Consider the following 16,106-nt stretch of genomic DNA (forward strand, 5'->3'; position numbering starts at 1 on the left):
CAGTTATTCCTGTAAATTGTTCCCCTGATAAATTTGATGGTATTCCTTTTGTAAATACTTAATCATATAGGGATTCGATGCTTCTAAAATGGATATATATCGGCAGTTGGGTATTGACAGGCATTTTTATGCCGGCACTTGCTGATGCTCAAGGGCAGAAAGAAGCAGAAAACACCCTGGACAGCCTTCGCTCAAAAAAGGGAGTTATAGGGGCTATTGCACAAACATTAATAACCGATACCACCAGGGAAGAAAACAAAATACTGGAGCGTGCCGATCTGCCTTTTCAGAAGTACAATAACAAGATCATTCGTAATATAACTATCCAACCTATTGATTTTGGTATCATGATCGGGGATACTTCAAGGCGATTCAACAATACCCTGACAGACATTGCAAACTTTGTCCATTGCAATACAAGGGCCTGGGTGGTGCGCAACCACTTATTCTTTAAGGAGAACGAGCCGCTTTCTCCTTTTCTTTTTGGCAATAATGAACGCTATTTAAGAGACCTGCCCTTTCTGCAGGAAGCTCATATAAAAGTAAGGTCAATAAAAGGCAACCCTGATTCGGTGGATGTGGTAGTGTACACAAAGGATGTGCTTTCTATTGGTGGCGCCCTTTCAGTAAAAAATTCACAGAGTGGCCGGGTAGAGGCAAGGGAAGACAATTTTATGGGATGGGGTGATAAGATGGAAGTGGAAACCTTATACGACAGGGCCAGGAATAACCAATTCGGGTTTGGTGCCGAATATGTAAAGCGCAATATAATAGGGACATTTATAGATGGAAGTGCAGGATACCTCAATTTCAGTCCTGCCTTCAACACCCAAAAAGCAGAAGAGCAACTTGGCTATTTGAAACTGGAGAAGCCCCTGGTCAACCCATACATGCGCTGGACATATTCAGCTTCCGCCGCCTGGCATTCCACTACCAATATGTTTAACCTGGATTCAGTATACCATACTAACCTTAAATATAAATACCGTATTTACGATGCCTGGGCAGGATGGAACCTAAGCTCTAAGAATATAGGGAGTGCCAACGAGTTTGAACGTATGCGCTTTTTAGTGAGCGCCCGTTTTTTCGATCAGCATTTTACTGAAAAGCCCATAGAATATACCAACCATTATTATTATGCTTATGCTAATTCAAGGGCTTTACTAGGCTCCATTTCCATCTTTAAACTGAACTATTACAAGACGCAATACATATATGGTTTTGGAAGAAAAGAAGATGTGCCGGAGGGCCTGGAAGCATCCATTACTGGGGGAATGACAATTAAAGAGGGTAGGAATCGTCCTTACCTTGGATTGTCATTTGACAGGTATTACCTGACAAAGAAAGAAGGACATATGAGTTATTCACTGGCAGTAGGTGGATCCTTATATAAGAGCAGTTTTGAGGACATCAATCTTATTGCTAATATCGATTATTTCACAAGGTTAAGGCAATTGGGCACCAAATGGAAACAACGCTGGTTCTTTAATGCCAGCTATGGCAGGCAATTCAATGGATTGATGGATGAACCATTGCTGATGGAAAGCAAATATGGGTTCGATAACTTTAAGAATAACTACCTGGGAGGGTTTATGCGATCCACTATAAAGGGTGAATCTGTTTTCTTCAGCCCCTGGAATCTATTCTTCTTCAAGTTTGCTCCGTTTGTGTTCAGCAGTGCCACTGTGTTTCAGTTTCCCTCTGAGGTATCAAATAGCAACACCAGGCTCTATTCGGCCATTGGCGGAGGAATACGCACCCGCAATGAAAGCCTAATATTCGGAACCATGGAGTTAAGGGCTTCTTATTTCCCCAAGAAGGATGCATTTAACAATACTTACCAGTTACAACTCAATACCAACATTAGATTTAAGTACAAACAGAACTTTATCCGCAGGCCCGATTTTGTGCAGGTGAACTAATCAAGAGATGTAATAGTTAAGATTTAATATGTAATATTTTGGGAGTAACTAAATGCAAATGCACTCTTATTTTACTCACTTAATCTGTAATGCTCGTTTTCTGAACGCTTCGATGGAGGGTCGCAACCTGCATAAGGGCTGCGGATCCATACCATGGATGGAGTTCCATATCAAAAATTCCCGCTTTTACCGCAGGGTCAGTGGCAACTAAATTTTTTGCTTCTTCAACGGTGGTCACATTGAAAATAAAGATCCCTGCCAGGTCACCATTATCCAGGAAGGGCCCGGCAAGCAGCAGCTTGCCTTCTTTGGCCAACCTGCCAATGTTTTTTAAATGTCCCTGTATCAATTGGTTTCTTTGAGAAGAATCAACTGTTTTAGAGCCTTTCTTTAAAAATGCCATTACATATTGCTTCATGCCATATTGATCTGCTCCCCATTTTTTAGCAAGTACAGAGTCATAACTGTTTTTATCCTGGGAAAAGCAAACAAGTGTTAATAGCAGGGCTGATAACAGTAACAACGGGCGCATCTTTTTGGTTTTGTAAAGGAATCTAATAAGATTTATTAATATGGCAAAACATGGGATAGGGAGGGAAAATTTGAATACTTATAGTAATAACTTAGAAATCTGGCGAAAAACGCAGATTTGCAGTTACAAACAACCTATGTCAATAAAAGTAATTGCCTTTGATGCAGATGATACACTTTGGGTAAATGAACCTTACTTCCAGGAAATAGAAAAGAAGTTTTGTGTATTGCTGGAAGATTACCTGCCGCAACACACTTCTGCCCGGGAATTGCTGAAGACCGAAATAGATAACCTGGCATTGTATGGATATGGAATAAAAGGGTTCATGCTTTCCATGATTGAAACCGCCATGTCTGTGTCTCAACATACCATCAGTCTTGATGTCATCGAAAAGATCATAGGTTATGGAAAGGATTTACTTGCCCGTCCTATAGAATTGCTGGATGGGGTGGATGAAGTGTTGCAGCAACTGAAAGGAAGGTACCGGCTGGTAGTTGCCACGAAGGGCGATCTGCTGGACCAGGAGCGTAAGTTAAAGAACTCAGGCATTGAACATTTTTTCCATCACATAGAGATCATGTCAGATAAAAAGGAATCAGATTATCAAAAGCTGATCCGGCATTTGGATGTGCAACCGGAAGAATTCCTGATGATCGGCAATTCGCTCAAGTCGGATATATTACCTGTATTGAATCTTGGAGGCCATGGGTTTCATATTCCCTATCACACCACCTGGGCGCATGAGCACATTGACCATACCATAGAACATGAAAACTTTAAGCAGGTAGAACACATAAAGCAAGTATTAATTCATTTGGTATGAGCAGGTATCTATTAGATATGGACAATTGGAAACGTAAAGATCATTTTCATTTCTTCAGGCAGTTTGAAGAACCATTCTTTGGTGTAACGGTAAATGTAGATTGTACTAATGCCTATAAGATGGCCAAAGAAAATGGTATTTCATTCTTTCTTTATTACCTATACCATTCGCTGTGTGCTGCTAATGCTATAGAACCTTTTCATTACAGGATAGTTGAAGATGGCGTGATGGTATATGATAAAGTAAATGCTTCGCCAACCATTAATCGTCCTGATGGAACATTTGGTTTCTCGTACATAGATTATTATCCAGACCTTGGCCAGTTCTTATCCAGTGCAAAAAAGGAAATTGAGCGTGTCCAGAACAGTACAGGGTTGATACCGGCAGTATCAGGAGAGAATGTCATTCATTATTCCTCAGTGCCATGGATCAGGTTTACCTCCCTCTCCCATGCCCGCGCCTTTTCATTCAAGGACAGCATCCCTAAGATATCATTTGGTAAAATGGTGGAAGAAAATGGCCGCCAAAACATGCCCATGTCTGTGCATGTGCACCATGCATTAATGGATGGCTTCCATGTAGCCCAATATATTGACATGTTTGAGGAGTTGTTGAATACTGCTCAATGCTAACAAAACGATTCATTGCACTATAGTTACAATACGTGTAAGATATTATCTGGTCTATTCAGTTCAGTATTGATCTACGCCGGAAATTGATCCAATTTTACAGTTCTATAAACTCCCATTTTCTCATTAGCAGTTAGTTTTGTTATCGGCGGTAATTTCTATTACCGCTTCTTTTTTGTTCGGGACTACAAAGCATACTTATGCATCTATTATCTCTAACCGGCTCACGGCATAATTGCTGGTAAGATAAGGCCAATCAACAGTAATATATCACTGTATTATCCGGGTTTATTCTTCATACTCAACTAATCCTTTACCCGTTGCCATATGGGGATACTACGGGGATAGTACTGAGATAGTATGGAACTGCCAGGGAGATCTTATGCTGCAGCTTAGCCTCAGGTAAACTGCAACTATAATGAAGGTTATAAAAAGATATTTGCATTAAAGGAGCCAGGTTGGGTTTCTTGTATCTTATTTTAAGGAGTTGGTTGAATGGAATAACCAGCGGTCAATAAAAAAGAAAGGCCGTCTGTTAAGACGGCCTTCTTCAACTGAACAGGGTGTACCTGTTTTTATTTTTTGATCTTTTTATCTATTGTCCAGGTATTGACATTTGATTTAATGATCATTTTGTTGTCTGCATTTTCCAGGGTGGCATAATAGGAAGTGCCATCCTCTGTAGAGAACTCTATCAGGCTGGCGATCCAGTAGCCATTGTAATTCTCTTTCAGGTTATTCTGCAATAATACCGGCAACTGCGTAGAAAGAATATTCTTTGACAAGCCTAATAAAGTACCGGTAGCATCATAATAAGCAGTAACATGCTGGTTGGTAAATGTGAACTCAGCCTTGTAAATGTCTTTACTAACGGTCCAGGCTACTTCTTTTGCTGTGCTGAAAGATTTCTCGAAAGAATGTAAAACTGGTTTAGTTACTGGTGAATCGGCAGCAAATGTATTCACACCGAAAAGGGTGAATAAAACGATGGAGAAGAAAATCTTTGTCATAAAATGTATTTTAAAGTGTTTTGAATTTTAATTCCACCACAAACCTACATTGGATAAAATCCTTCATCAAGAGCAATGGTACCGAACTGCCATTTTAGGTTGCTAAATGGCGTTAAACCCTTACTGAATTGTAATAAGCCATAGTGGGTTTTTATGTATTTAATGCCAGGTATGTAAATAAGAAAGCCACCCGTGGGTGGCTTGTGCTCGTGTTTTGGTTGTTGTTTGGTTAAGAGTCCTTTTTGGGTATTTCAGTCTTTGCGGGTTTAACTGTTTTCAGGTATTTATATATGGCGATCAATTCAGTATCTGTCATTCTTCCAAAGGCTTCCCAGGGCATGTGGCTGTAAGGGATCAACTTGCCCAGCCTAAATCTTTTGATAAAACTTTCCTGGCTCCAGTTAGTAATACGTCCAGTAGGGTCAGGCGTCAGGTTGGGCGAGATGAGTGTCGGGTGCCCTTTCTCTTCGAAGACCGTTCCACCTGCTAATGGTGCTCCAACGAAATTGCCGATGCCATCTCTTTTGGTGTGACATTCATTACAATTGGCAACTGCCATCACCATATGTTTACCGTAGGCAACGGTAGTATCGGCCCTGACAGCTATTGGCGGTTTAGTGGATGGGCCTACGGGCTTGATCATAAAAGCTTTGATGAGATTGCCGACAAGATTATAATTATGATCCGGTACTTTATTCTTTACAGGCTTTACAGAGCGGAGGTAGGATATAATAGCTGTAAGGTCTTCATCACTTAGATCCTGGAAGGGCATGAAGGGAAGAACAGCTTCCCCGTTTTTCTTGACCCCGTATCGCAACACCCGTGCAATTTCACCATCGGTCATATTGCCTATGCCCGTTTCTTTATCAGGGGTAAGGTTGCGGGTATAGAATTTACCAAATGGCAGGTCAAATGCAAAGCCACCAACCGGCAGCACTTCTTGTCCATGGTTCAATAAAGAATCTTTATTGGGAAGGGGACTGTGACAATCAATGCAATGGGCTGGTCCTACTACAAGGTGTTTCCCCCTGGCAATAATGGCCGTATCAGTTGATGCTTTAATGTTGGGATAGGGAGCATCATATTTTAAATGCTGTCGAAAGATGGTGGTTAAAGTGACACCTGCTATTATGATCAATACCACAATAAGCGTCCATTTCAAGATCTTGCGTATCATAAACAATGGTTAAGAATGCCGAAACTATAACCATGACCATATGGATACAATACGCCTTTGTATGAACTGGTGAAAATTAAGAATGGAATGTTTTATACTCGCTCTATGGCATCCATTATTTGATCCACGAGGTTTATGGGTTGAGCTTTTTTTATCCAGTACAAGTTATTTGTTTGCATAAGCATTGCTTTCGCCTGTAGCGCTGATCACATTGTATGTAATATGATCTGCCAGCCTATGATCAGGGGCTGAAACTGTTTGTGATTTCTGTGGAGCAATATTAGAAAAGGACAAGGTCTTCTTTTGTAAAAGGTCATTTTGTTCAGAAAAATAAGACACTTCCACTGTTGCATTTTTTAACTGGGCTGCACTCTTATTATATAAGGTCAGTTTAAGGCCCTGCACACCCATCATCCAGTCAGCAGGTGATTGATTGGATCTAACCTGCACCTGGTCGGAAAGATCAACGCTTGTGGTACCCTGCTCTTCATCCCTTCTGGATGCAGACCGTCCATTGCTGGTGGTACTGGCAGCACGGGCATCATCAGCTTCCTGCTCTTTTTTATTCTTCTTGAATAGCACATTCAACAGTCCGCGTATAGTTCTTTTTTCTTTGGGCTGCTGCGGTGCAGCAGCAACTTCTGTATTTTCCTTTGAAGGAGCTATAACAGCTGTATTTTGATTGGCTTGCGTATCATTCACCTTGTCTGGAGATGGTGAAGGGGTATGAAGGTTGGTAGTTGAAGGAATTATGGTAGCCTGTTCTTTTTTAGCCCTTATTTTATTTGCTGTAACGGGCTGCTTCTTTACAGGAGTTTGTGTATTTGATACGGTTGTAACTATTGAATTATCTACAGGCTGCGTTACTGAATTCTCTTTAGGCTCTTCAACTCGTGTGGCAGTGGAAACTACCGGTGGTTGTTCTGGTCTTGCTGACGAACTTTTTAGCATCCACCATGCGCCGGATGTTGCAATAACCAGGGTTATACCTAAAGCCACAGGTGATATGCCGGCCAATATCTTCTTCTTTCTTTTTTTCTGGAAGACCCATGAAGTGTAATCCTCTTCTACATCTTCCAACTTCCTTGAATAGTTGGTGCGGATGCCAGGGTTATCCCTATCGGGTTGAGGACTATAGGATTGAACTCTTTTGCGGAGTTCTTCAGCTTTTTGTTCAATTGGATCCTGGCTAACCGGTGGAGATTGAAAAGGTACACCGCCTCCAGGCATGCTGACATAGACCTTGTTATGGGATGGCTGTGTAGGGTTTGGTACTCTTTCTGTTTCTGAAACTGCGTTAGCCTGTGACTGTGGTTTAGGTGCGCTTGCAGTATCTTTTACATAAGGTTGTAGGGTGTCAATTTCTGTGGGATATGACCAGCCATAACTTTTACCCTCCACCCAAACCAGGTCCCTGGGTTTTAATTGAAGTTGCAATAATTCTTCAAGGCTGTGGGGCCCGGTTTGCTGGTTGTTTCGAAGAAGCAAATAAACTTTTTCCATAAACCTGGTTATTTAGGTACTTAAAGAATACATGGAAGGTAACGATGAGAAAAATAAACTATTGCACTTCGGGTTTTAAAGAAAAGCTAATCCTAAAAGGTATGTTCCAGGCCTTCTATTTGTAGACAACACCGCACCCTGAGTAGGTTTGGTTGTTGAACTTTACTAATATTTTATTTTGGTAGGTAAAGTCACTCATGCCATCACTGCAGAAATAGGGAAGCACCATCAATTTTATCTGGCTGGAATCATTTTGTGCCAGGTATACAATGGTGTCTTTGGCTGTGAGGGTTTCTTTACGCTTCATTTTTAGGGCCTGTTCCCAGTCAGCCAGGCGGAAGCTAATGGTATCTTCATTATTCAGTTCTATGCTCCAGAATGGTTCATTGCCTACGCCATACAATGTGTAACCCTGTGCTTTTTTCTGCTGCCATATATCCTTTTCCAGTACATCCTGGAGTTTTACCATGGAGTAACTCTTTTTATATAGGGGATCATAATATTGTAGCGTGTCATTCTTCCATTTATAACGCCCTCTTGCTACCTGGTCCTGGTATAGCCAGATAAAACCATTGGAAGGAAGGAAGGTTCCCTGGATAACCACCATGCTATCCTTCTTATGCCCGGGGTATCTTTCCTGTAATTGATAAGTCTTGTTATTATAAAACTTTACAGTTTGTTCCACCTTTACAGAGTCTTCAATAGGAAATATTACCCTGTACAGACCAACGGGGCTTTTTATTTGTTCGGTCTTTGGCTTAATGATAGGCTCCTCAACCTCGGGTAAGGCAGGTTTTGCCGCATAGGAATTGGAAGATACCGACCCCTGCAGGGTATCAGTAAGGGCAGGATTACTTTTAGCATGCTCATTGACAGCCTTTTCCTTTGCTGGATCAGCGCAGGAAAACAAGTAAAGCAATAAAACAAAGGAAGCTATTTTGAGCATGGGCACACTTTGTTATAGGGGTAAAAAAGTTATGCCATAAAAAACCCCGCTTTGCAGGCGGGGCTTCAATTTTATTGAGGAATTAATTAATCTAAAACCTTAACGCCCCTGGCCGCAAACTGTACATCTTTTTCTGAACCTTTAATGCTCGCGATCTCTTTTTTAGACTTCCCGGCATCTTCTGCATAATGCCTGCGCATTTCTTCTGATACTTCTTTCACCGTAGCAGCACCTTCAATTAGTACAGTTTTGCCAACAATGTTCTCAGGCATCAGGAAGGCATGGTCTTTAGCTCTTACCATCATTGCGGTACCATCATTTTTCTGCACCTTGATCCAGCACCCTTCCGCTTTGCATACTTCCACCACTTTTGCCTTAATAAGGCCTTCATACTGGTTATCTACCAATTTGGCTTTGATTTCATCGGGAGCAATGGCTGCAGTTTCGTTCTTAGAAACCTGGCCATAAACCACACCTTTTGCTGCCGGTATTTTTTCTTTTTGCTGTGCATTCAGTGCAAGGCCCATAAGCAATATAGCAGGAAGTAGCAGTTTTTTCATGGCTAATCTGTTTAGGCAAATATACTCTTTAAGGGATTGAAATTTTAAGGGGAATATAGGTATATAGCAAGGGAATAAACAGAGGGAGGAATAGGATAGAATTGCCTGCAAAAACAGGTGGGATCGTACGCTAGTCTTTAACCTATCATTAATGAATTTTGGTTAATAATAATTAGGTATATTTTGCTAAAAACATTAGCTTCGCCTGCAAATAATATTTTAAGAACAGATGCATAGATATGTTCTACATTAGAGCCATCTTTCTTATAACTCTTTCAACTAAAAAATATGTCAAACGCTGAAAAATTAAAAGCACTCAAGCTTACCATGGATAAGATCGATAAGGATTTTGGTAAGGGAAGTGTAATGATGATGAACGAAAAGGGCGAAAAGGAAATAGATGTCGTTTCCACCGGATCCATTGGTCTTGACGCTGCGCTGGGCGTTGGCGGATTACCAAGGGGAAGAGTGATTGAGATCTATGGGCCAGAAAGCTCCGGTAAAACAACTGTGGCAACCCATGTCATTGCAGAAGCACAGAAGAAAGGTGGTATGTGTGCCATTATTGATGCTGAACATGCCTTTGATAGTGCCTATGCACAAAAGCTGGGTGTAGATATAGATAACCTGTTGATCTCTCAGCCCGACTATGGTGAGCAGGCTTTGGAAATCGCAGATCGCCTGATCCTTTCAGGTGCCCTGGATGTGGTGGTGATTGACTCAGTAGCCGCCCTGGTACCAAAAGGTGAACTGGAAGGTGAAATGGGAGATTCAAAAATGGGTCTGCAAGCCCGTTTGATGTCACAAGCTTTACGTAAACTGACAGCCACTATTTCCAAGACCAATACCATTTGCATCTTCATCAACCAGTTGCGTGAAAAGATCGGGGTAATGTTTGGTAATCCTGAAACAACAACTGGTGGTAATGCCCTGAAATTCTATGCCTCTGTACGTCTTGATATTCGTCGTATGGCACAGATCAAGGATGGTGATGAAGCAGTAGGTAACCGTGTGAAGGTGAAAGTGGTAAAGAACAAAGTAGCCGCACCTTTCCGTACTGCCGAATTTGACCTGGTATTCGGAGAAGGAATCTCCAAGATCGGAGAGATCCTTGATATGGGTGTAGAAATGGGAATTGTTCAGAAAAGCGGCAGCTGGTTTAGCTATAACAGCGATAAATTGGGACAAGGACGTGAAGGGGTTAAATCATTGCTTAAAGACAATCCAACTCTTGCAGATGAAATTGAAGGCAAGATCAGGGAGAAATTAAGAGATCTGCAATTAGCCTGATTAAGTAAAAAAACAAAAATCCTCCTGGTGAAATCAGGAGGATTTTTATTTAAGAGCCTGTAAGTATCATATCAGGCCTAAATGGTGTTCAATAGGTTTAAACTTTCAAACGGTTGTTCAGATCTGGATTTAAAACACGAGGCTAATGGCTTTCATAATTATCTGCTTGGATCGGCTGCTTTTTATTGGCAAAGATGTTGCCATATATATAATTCATTGATATTCAGTTGTATTACATAAATTATACTTCTTTTTTAACGCTTACTCTGCCTTATTTTAAATAGATATAAACGCCTGCTTAGCTAATTTTGTATTTTATGGCATTTACCCTTCAATCATCTTATAAACCAGCCGGTGACCAGCCCTCAGCCATTCAGGAACTTACTGATGGCGTTTTAAGAGGTGAGAGTGCACAGGTACTTCTGGGTGTTACCGGTTCAGGAAAAACCTTTACGGTAGCTAATGTGATTCAAAACGTTCAGCGGCCAACACTGGTATTGACCCACAATAAAACCCTGGTAGCACAGCTATATGGAGAGTTCCGCCAGTTCTTTCCCGACAATGCGGTAGAGTATTTTGTTTCTTACTATGATTATTACCAGCCAGAGGCATATATGCCTACCACAGATACCTATATAGAAAAGGACCTTAACATCAATGAAGAGTTGGATAAGCTCAGGCTGCGGGCTACAACCAGCTTGCTTTCAGGTCGTAGAGACATCATTGTAGTGGCCAGTGTGAGCTGTATCTATGGTATGGGTAATCCAACAGATTATGAAAGCGGTATCATTCGCATTGCCAAAGGAGAGCAAATATCAAGGCAGGGCTTTTTACATTCACTTGTCAATTCCTTATATAACAGGACATCCATTGAGTTTAACCGCGGAACTTTCCGGGTTAAGGGTGATACAGTAGATATCAACCTCCCCTATGTGGACTTTGGTTACCGGGTGACTTTTTTTGGGGATGAGATCGAGGAGATAGAAAGCATTGATGTAAAAGATAATAAGCGCATTGGCAAACTGGATAATGCGGCTATATTCCCTGCTAACCTGTATGTAGCACCCAAGGATATGATCCAGAATGTGATGTACGAGATCCAGGACGAAATGCAAGCACAGGTGGATTATTTTAAAGGCACAGGTAAGTTTATAGAAGCCCAGCGATTAAAGGAAAGGGTAGAATATGACCTGGAAATGATTCGTGAGTTGGGATACTGTAATGGCATTGAGAATTACTCACGCTTCTTTGACAGGCGCAAACCCGGCACCCGGCCTTTCTGTCTTCTTGATTATTTTCCAAAAGATTTCTTGTGCGTGATTGATGAAAGCCATCAAACTGTACCCCAGGTAAGCGGTATGTATGGCGGTGACCGTAGCCGGAAACTTACCCTTGTGGACTATGGTTTCAGACTTCCCTCAGCATTGGATAACCGCCCTCTTAATTTCCATGAGTTTTCTGACCTGGTACACCAGGTGATCTATGTTAGTGCCACCCCTGGAGATTACGAATTGGAACAGACTGGTGGTGTAGTGGTGGAGCAGGTGGTAAGGCCAACAGGCTTATTGGAACCTCCCATTGAAGTACGCCCAAGTGTAAACCAGATAGATGACCTGCTTGATGAAATAGATAAGCGGGTAAAGAAAGGGGACCGCGTGCTGGTGACTACACTTACCAAGCGTATGGCTGAAGAAATGGACAAGTACCTGAAGCGTATTGACATCAAGTCTAAATATATACACAGCGATATAGATGCCCTGGAAAGGGTGGAGATCCTGCGTGACCTGCGCCTGGGCAAGATCGATGTATTGGTGGGGGTTAACCTGCTAAGGGAAGGGCTGGATCTTCCCGAAGTGTCATTGGTGGCAATCCTGGATGCAGATAAGGAAGGCTTCCTGCGTAATGAAAGATCACTGACACAGACCGCAGGACGTGCGGCAAGGAACGTGGATGGGCTGGTGATATTTTATGCAGACACCATGACGGAAAGCATGCAACGCACTATTGATGAAACCAACAGGCGCAGAGAAAAACAGGTAGCCTACAACATACTTCACAATATAACGCCAACGACTGTTCGAAAATCTATTGAGCAGGTAATGGCGCAAACTTCTGTGCTTGATATCAAAGGCTATGACCCGGATTCTCCTTATGCGGTTGAAGAGATCATTACCAAAGCAGCTGAGGATGATGCTGAATACACGACCATTCCCCAGCTGGAAAAAGCCATTACCCGCACTAAAAAGGAAATGGAGAAAGCCGCCAGGGATATGGACTTTATGGAAGCAGCCCGTTTAAGAGACGAAATGTTCGCCATGCAAAAAAAGCTGGAAGGCATGAAGGTCTAAATGTGGTATTGTATGCCAGTCTTTAATAGGCTCTAATAATTGTCTTATAGTAGGTAAACTAAGGGTTTTCGTAGTTCTACGATTATGTGCTAAGTGGTTCCACTCTATTTTGCAAAAAACTGATAGCAAACATTTGCAGGAGTTAAAGTCGCTGTATAATTTGGCATTGTACTTTAAATCCAAATCTAATGAAGAAGCGTCTATCACGTGTCCTAAACTTTTTTGCATTTAACCTCCTGTTCTTTGCTCTTTACCTGAACTTTATTCACAAAGACAGCAACACTCCGGCCCCTATTTCTGCTAAATCCACTACTGCATCCGTGCAGGGCACCGTTTTAGTAAGCAACCCGGAACAATACATCAGTAAAGACATGAAGCCACAGGGTAGTGTTCAGTCTCAAAAGTTATCTTATAATTAATTTACTAACCCAGATACACAGACCTTAAACATACCCCGCTGACAAAGCGGGGTTTTGCATTTTCTAAACCTTTACAGTAAGGTATTTGACTAACTTCGCCGGCATGGACAAAAGACTGTTTTTGCTGGATGCGATGGCCTTAATTTTCAGGGCTTACTATGCCCTGATCCGCAACCCGCGTATCACTTCCAAAGGGAAAAATACAAACGCCCAATTCGGCTTTACCAATACGATCATAGAATTGATCAACAACCAGAAGCCAACACATATGGCTGTATGTTTTGATACAGCCGCCCCCACAGAAAGACATACTGATTTTGCTGATTATAAAGCACACCGGCAGGAAGCCCCCGAAGACATCACACTTGCTATTCCGGATATAAAAAGGATCATCAAAGCCCTGAATATTCCTATCATTGAAAGCGATGGCTACGAGGCAGATGATGTAATAGGTACATTAAGCAAACAAGCAGAGGCAAGAGGCTATAATGTGTTCATGGTTACACCTGATAAAGATTATGGCCAGTTGGTAAGCGACAAGGTAAAGATCTACAAGCCCGGCTACCAGGGTGGCGATGTCGAGATCATGGGACCAAAAGAAGTGTGCGATAAATGGTGTATTGATTCTGTTGACCAGGTAATAGATATCCTTGGCTTGATGGGTGATGCCGTGGATAATATCCCGGGCATTGCAGGTGTTGGTCAAAAGACTGCATGCAAACTGCTTACAGAATATAAGACCCTTGAAAATGTATTGGCCAATGCTGATAACATCAAAGGTGCGCTGGGTGAAAAAGTGAGAAATGGAAGAGAAGATGCTATCATGTCTAAAAAACTGGCAACCATCATTACTTCCGTACCGGTTGATTTCCATGAAGAAGACTTTTTGATCAAGGACTGGAACACCGATGCTCTTAGGGAAGTACTGACTGACCTGGAATTTAAAACCGTATTGAAACGCCTGCTTGGTGAAGAAACAGATGCTGCTGGTACCAGGAAGTCTGGTAATGGTTTACAAACAGAATTATTTGGTAGCAATGGGGTTGAAGAGGAAACTGAAGTGATCACCGTTGTACAGCCAGGAAAAAATATCACTAATACGCCACATGAATATGAATTGGTGGAAAGCGAAGCGGAATTCAGCATGTTGCTGGAAGAGCTGAATAAATACCAGGAGATATCTTTTGATACAGAAACAACAAGCATCGACGCCAATGATGCCGACCTGGTTGGTTTGAGTTTTTCAGTGCGGCCACACCAGGGGTGGTATGTACCTGTTCCATGTGATGATGTGGATGCCACTAAAAATATTCTCGGGCGTTTCTCTGCACTGTTCAATGATGATACCAGGACATGGATAGGCCATAACATCAAGTATGATCTTTTGATATTGAAATGGTATGGTGTTGAGATAAAAGGAAAACTCTTGGATACTATGCTGGCCCATTACCTGATAGAGCCGGATGGTAAAAGCAATATGGATTGGCTGAGTGCCAAATACCTGAATTACGAACCCATACACATAGAAGAGCTGATTGGGAAAAAAGGAAGGAACCAGTTGTGTATGAAAGATATTGAAATTGAAAAGGTGAAGGACTATGCGGCTGAAGATGCTGATGTTACGCTTCAATTCAAAAATATCTTTATTCCTAAACTTCAAAAGCTTGAATTAGAGCATATTTATTACGAAGTAGAGAATCCATTGGTGCCCGTATTGACAGCAATGGAATTTGAAGGTGTAAGGATCGATATGGATTTCCTGCATGAATATTCAAGGGTTTTGGATATTGAATCAAGGGTGCATGAGGAAAAAGTATATGAAGCTGCAGGCGTTAGGTTCAACCTGGGATCGCCGAAACAACTGGGAGAAGTATTGTTTGAGAAATTGAAGCTTGACCCAAAAGCTAAAAAGACAAAGACAGGTCAGTATGCAACAGGTGAAGATGTGTTGAGAAAGATGGCTGTAGTGCACCCGGTGGCTGATGATATCCTGGCTTACCGTGAGTATACTAAATTAAAATCCACTTATGTGGATGCGCTTCCTCTTTTGATCAATAAGAAGACGGGAAGGGTACACACTACCTATGGCCAGGCTGTAGCAGTTACAGGCAGGTTGGCAAGCAATAATCCTAACCTTCAAAATATTCCTATTCGTACTGACAGAGGCCGGGAGATCCGCAAGGCATTCATTGCCCGGGATGCGGACCATGTGATTGTAAGTGCTGACTACTCACAGATAGAACTACGTATTGTGGCTGCTCTCAGCGCAGATCCCAGCATGTGTGAAGCATTCAGGAATAATAAGGATGTGCACACTGCCACCGCAGCAAAAGTGTATGGTATAGAGGAGGAAACAGTAACTAAGGAAATGCGCCGGAAGGCCAAGAGTGTCAACTTTGGAATCATATATGGCCAGGGTGCCTTCGGACTGGCTGAGAACCTGGGCATCAGCCGAACGGAAGCAAAAGAGATCATAGATAATTATAAGAAAGAGTTCTCCGGAATTACCAAGTATATGGCTGACATGATCCATTACTGCCAGGAGCATGGCTATGTACAGACTATACTGGGACGTAAGCGCTGGTTGCGGGATATTAATTCCGGCAATTTCACCGTTCGTGGTTATGCCGAACGCAATGCCATTAACTCACCCATACAGGGCACAGCGGCGGATATGATCAAGCTGGCCATGGTTAAGATCGATAAAGCATTTAAAGAACACAAATTCAAGTCGAAGATGATCCTGCAGGTGCATGATGAACTGGTCTTTGATGCTACACGTGATGAAGTGGAACTTATAAAACCAGTGATCCTGGATTGCATGCAATCTGCCATGACACTTCCAAACGGGATTCCTATCCTGGCCGAGGTAGGAGAAGGAGACAACTGGCTGGAAGCGCATTAATAAGAGGTGTATAATGGCTTGCCCGTTATAATTATTAGAAGC

Annotated in this window: 13 protein-coding genes; 7 read left to right on the forward strand and 6 right to left on the reverse strand. The window is 42.1% G+C overall.

The features are described 5' to 3' along the window. Nucleotides 1–128: 128 nt before the first annotated feature. Nucleotides 129–1,922, forward strand: a complete 1,794-nt coding sequence (locus BUA53_RS07535; protein ID WP_217652953.1) for a hypothetical protein — start codon at nt 129–131, stop codon at nt 1,920–1,922. A 79-nt stretch (nt 1,923–2,001) separates the two neighbouring features. Here the strand turns inward: BUA53_RS07535 and BUA53_RS07540 are convergent, their stop codons facing one another. Further along, on the reverse strand, nt 2,002–2,454 hold the full coding sequence (locus BUA53_RS07540; RefSeq protein WP_072834759.1) for a YciI family protein: 453 nt from the start codon (nt 2,452–2,454) through the stop codon (nt 2,002–2,004). Nucleotides 2,455–2,590: 136 nt separating this feature from the next. On the opposite strand from BUA53_RS07540, the gene BUA53_RS07545 reads away from it, so the two are divergent. Both BUA53_RS07545 and BUA53_RS07550 read left to right on the forward strand, forming a co-directional pair. Then, complete coding sequence (locus BUA53_RS07545; protein ID WP_072834919.1) at nt 2,591–3,277, forward strand: HAD family hydrolase; 687 nt, start codon at nt 2,591–2,593, stop codon at nt 3,275–3,277. Next, nucleotides 3,274–3,909 carry a chloramphenicol acetyltransferase gene (locus tag BUA53_RS07550; protein ID WP_072834760.1) on the forward strand — a complete coding sequence of 212 codons (636 nt, stop codon included), beginning with the start codon at nt 3,274–3,276 and terminating at the stop codon, nt 3,907–3,909. Before BUA53_RS07545 ends, BUA53_RS07550 begins: the two co-directional genes overlap by 4 nt. Nucleotides 3,910–4,481: 572 nt before the next feature. Here the strand turns inward: BUA53_RS07550 and BUA53_RS07555 are convergent. The 5 genes from BUA53_RS07555 to BUA53_RS07575 all read right to left on the reverse strand — a co-directional run bounded on the left by BUA53_RS07555 (nt 4,482) and on the right by BUA53_RS07575 (nt 9,102). Beyond that, nucleotides 4,482–4,916 (reverse strand): hypothetical protein, encoded by a 435-nt coding sequence (locus BUA53_RS07555; RefSeq protein ID WP_072834761.1) that lies wholly within the window; start codon nt 4,914–4,916, stop codon nt 4,482–4,484. Nucleotides 4,917–5,145: 229 nt separating this feature from the next. After that, complete coding sequence (locus tag BUA53_RS07560) at nt 5,146–6,093, reverse strand: c-type cytochrome (protein WP_072834762.1); 948 nt, start codon at nt 6,091–6,093, stop codon at nt 5,146–5,148. Nucleotides 6,094–6,258: 165 nt separating this feature from the next. Then, nucleotides 6,259–7,596 carry a hypothetical protein gene (locus BUA53_RS07565; protein WP_072834763.1) on the reverse strand — a complete coding sequence of 446 codons (1,338 nt, stop codon included), beginning with the start codon at nt 7,594–7,596 and terminating at the stop codon, nt 6,259–6,261. A 115-nt stretch (nt 7,597–7,711) separates the two neighbouring features. Further along, a complete protein-coding gene (locus tag BUA53_RS07570; RefSeq protein WP_072834764.1) occupies nt 7,712–8,542 on the reverse strand; it encodes a COG3650 family protein in 831 nt (276 codons plus the stop codon). 86 nt (nt 8,543–8,628) lie between these two features. Further along, complete coding sequence (locus BUA53_RS07575) at nt 8,629–9,102, reverse strand: DUF4920 domain-containing protein (protein ID WP_072834765.1); 474 nt, start codon at nt 9,100–9,102, stop codon at nt 8,629–8,631. A gap of 288 nt (nt 9,103–9,390) precedes the next feature. Here BUA53_RS07575 and recA point away from each other — a divergent pair, with 288 nt between their 5' ends. The 4 genes from recA (at nt 9,391) to polA (ending at nt 16,064) form a co-directional block, all read left to right on the forward strand. Further along, a complete protein-coding gene (gene recA / locus BUA53_RS07580; protein ID WP_072834766.1) occupies nt 9,391–10,392 on the forward strand; it encodes a recombinase RecA in 1,002 nt (333 codons plus the stop codon). A gap of 317 nt (nt 10,393–10,709) precedes the next feature. Beyond that, nucleotides 10,710–12,740 carry an excinuclease ABC subunit UvrB gene (gene uvrB / locus BUA53_RS07585; protein ID WP_072834767.1) on the forward strand — a complete coding sequence of 677 codons (2,031 nt, stop codon included), beginning with the start codon at nt 10,710–10,712 and terminating at the stop codon, nt 12,738–12,740. A gap of 188 nt (nt 12,741–12,928) precedes the next feature. Continuing rightward, nucleotides 12,929–13,159, forward strand: a complete 231-nt coding sequence (locus tag BUA53_RS07590) for a hypothetical protein (RefSeq protein WP_072834768.1) — start codon at nt 12,929–12,931, stop codon at nt 13,157–13,159. Nucleotides 13,160–13,262: 103 nt separating this feature from the next. After that, nucleotides 13,263–16,064: a DNA polymerase I gene (gene polA / locus BUA53_RS07595; RefSeq protein WP_072834769.1), complete on the forward strand. Its 2,802-nt coding sequence runs from the start codon at nt 13,263–13,265 to the stop codon at nt 16,062–16,064. Nucleotides 16,065–16,106: the final 42 nt, after the last annotated feature.

The sequence above is a fragment of the Flavisolibacter ginsengisoli DSM 18119 genome, from assembly GCF_900129295.1.
GTDB classification, from domain to species: domain Bacteria; phylum Bacteroidota; class Bacteroidia; order Chitinophagales; family Chitinophagaceae; genus Flavisolibacter; species Flavisolibacter ginsengisoli.

Coding starts and splice junctions, on each gene's coding strand:
- BUA53_RS07570 (WP_072834764.1), bottom strand. CDS start 8,542: ATGCTCAAAATAGCTTCCTTTGTTTTATTGCTTTACTTGTTTTCCTGC.
- BUA53_RS07560 (WP_072834762.1), bottom strand. CDS start 6,093: ATGATACGCAAGATCTTGAAATGGACGCTTATTGTGGTATTGATCATA.
- uvrB (WP_072834767.1), top strand. CDS start 10,710: ATGGCATTTACCCTTCAATCATCTTATAAACCAGCCGGTGACCAGCCC.
- BUA53_RS07555 (WP_072834761.1), bottom strand. CDS start 4,916: ATGACAAAGATTTTCTTCTCCATCGTTTTATTCACCCTTTTCGGTGTG.
- BUA53_RS07575 (WP_072834765.1), bottom strand. CDS start 9,102: ATGAAAAAACTGCTACTTCCTGCTATATTGCTTATGGGCCTTGCACTG.
- BUA53_RS07535 (WP_217652953.1), top strand. CDS start 129: ATGCCGGCACTTGCTGATGCTCAAGGGCAGAAAGAAGCAGAAAACACC.
- BUA53_RS07545 (WP_072834919.1), top strand. CDS start 2,591: ATGTCAATAAAAGTAATTGCCTTTGATGCAGATGATACACTTTGGGTA.
- polA (WP_072834769.1), top strand. CDS start 13,263: ATGGACAAAAGACTGTTTTTGCTGGATGCGATGGCCTTAATTTTCAGG.
- BUA53_RS07590 (WP_072834768.1), top strand. CDS start 12,929: ATGAAGAAGCGTCTATCACGTGTCCTAAACTTTTTTGCATTTAACCTC.
- recA (WP_072834766.1), top strand. CDS start 9,391: ATGTCAAACGCTGAAAAATTAAAAGCACTCAAGCTTACCATGGATAAG.
- BUA53_RS07550 (WP_072834760.1), top strand. CDS start 3,274: ATGAGCAGGTATCTATTAGATATGGACAATTGGAAACGTAAAGATCAT.
- BUA53_RS07565 (WP_072834763.1), bottom strand. CDS start 7,596: ATGGAAAAAGTTTATTTGCTTCTTCGAAACAACCAGCAAACCGGGCCC.
- BUA53_RS07540 (WP_072834759.1), bottom strand. CDS start 2,454: ATGCGCCCGTTGTTACTGTTATCAGCCCTGCTATTAACACTTGTTTGC.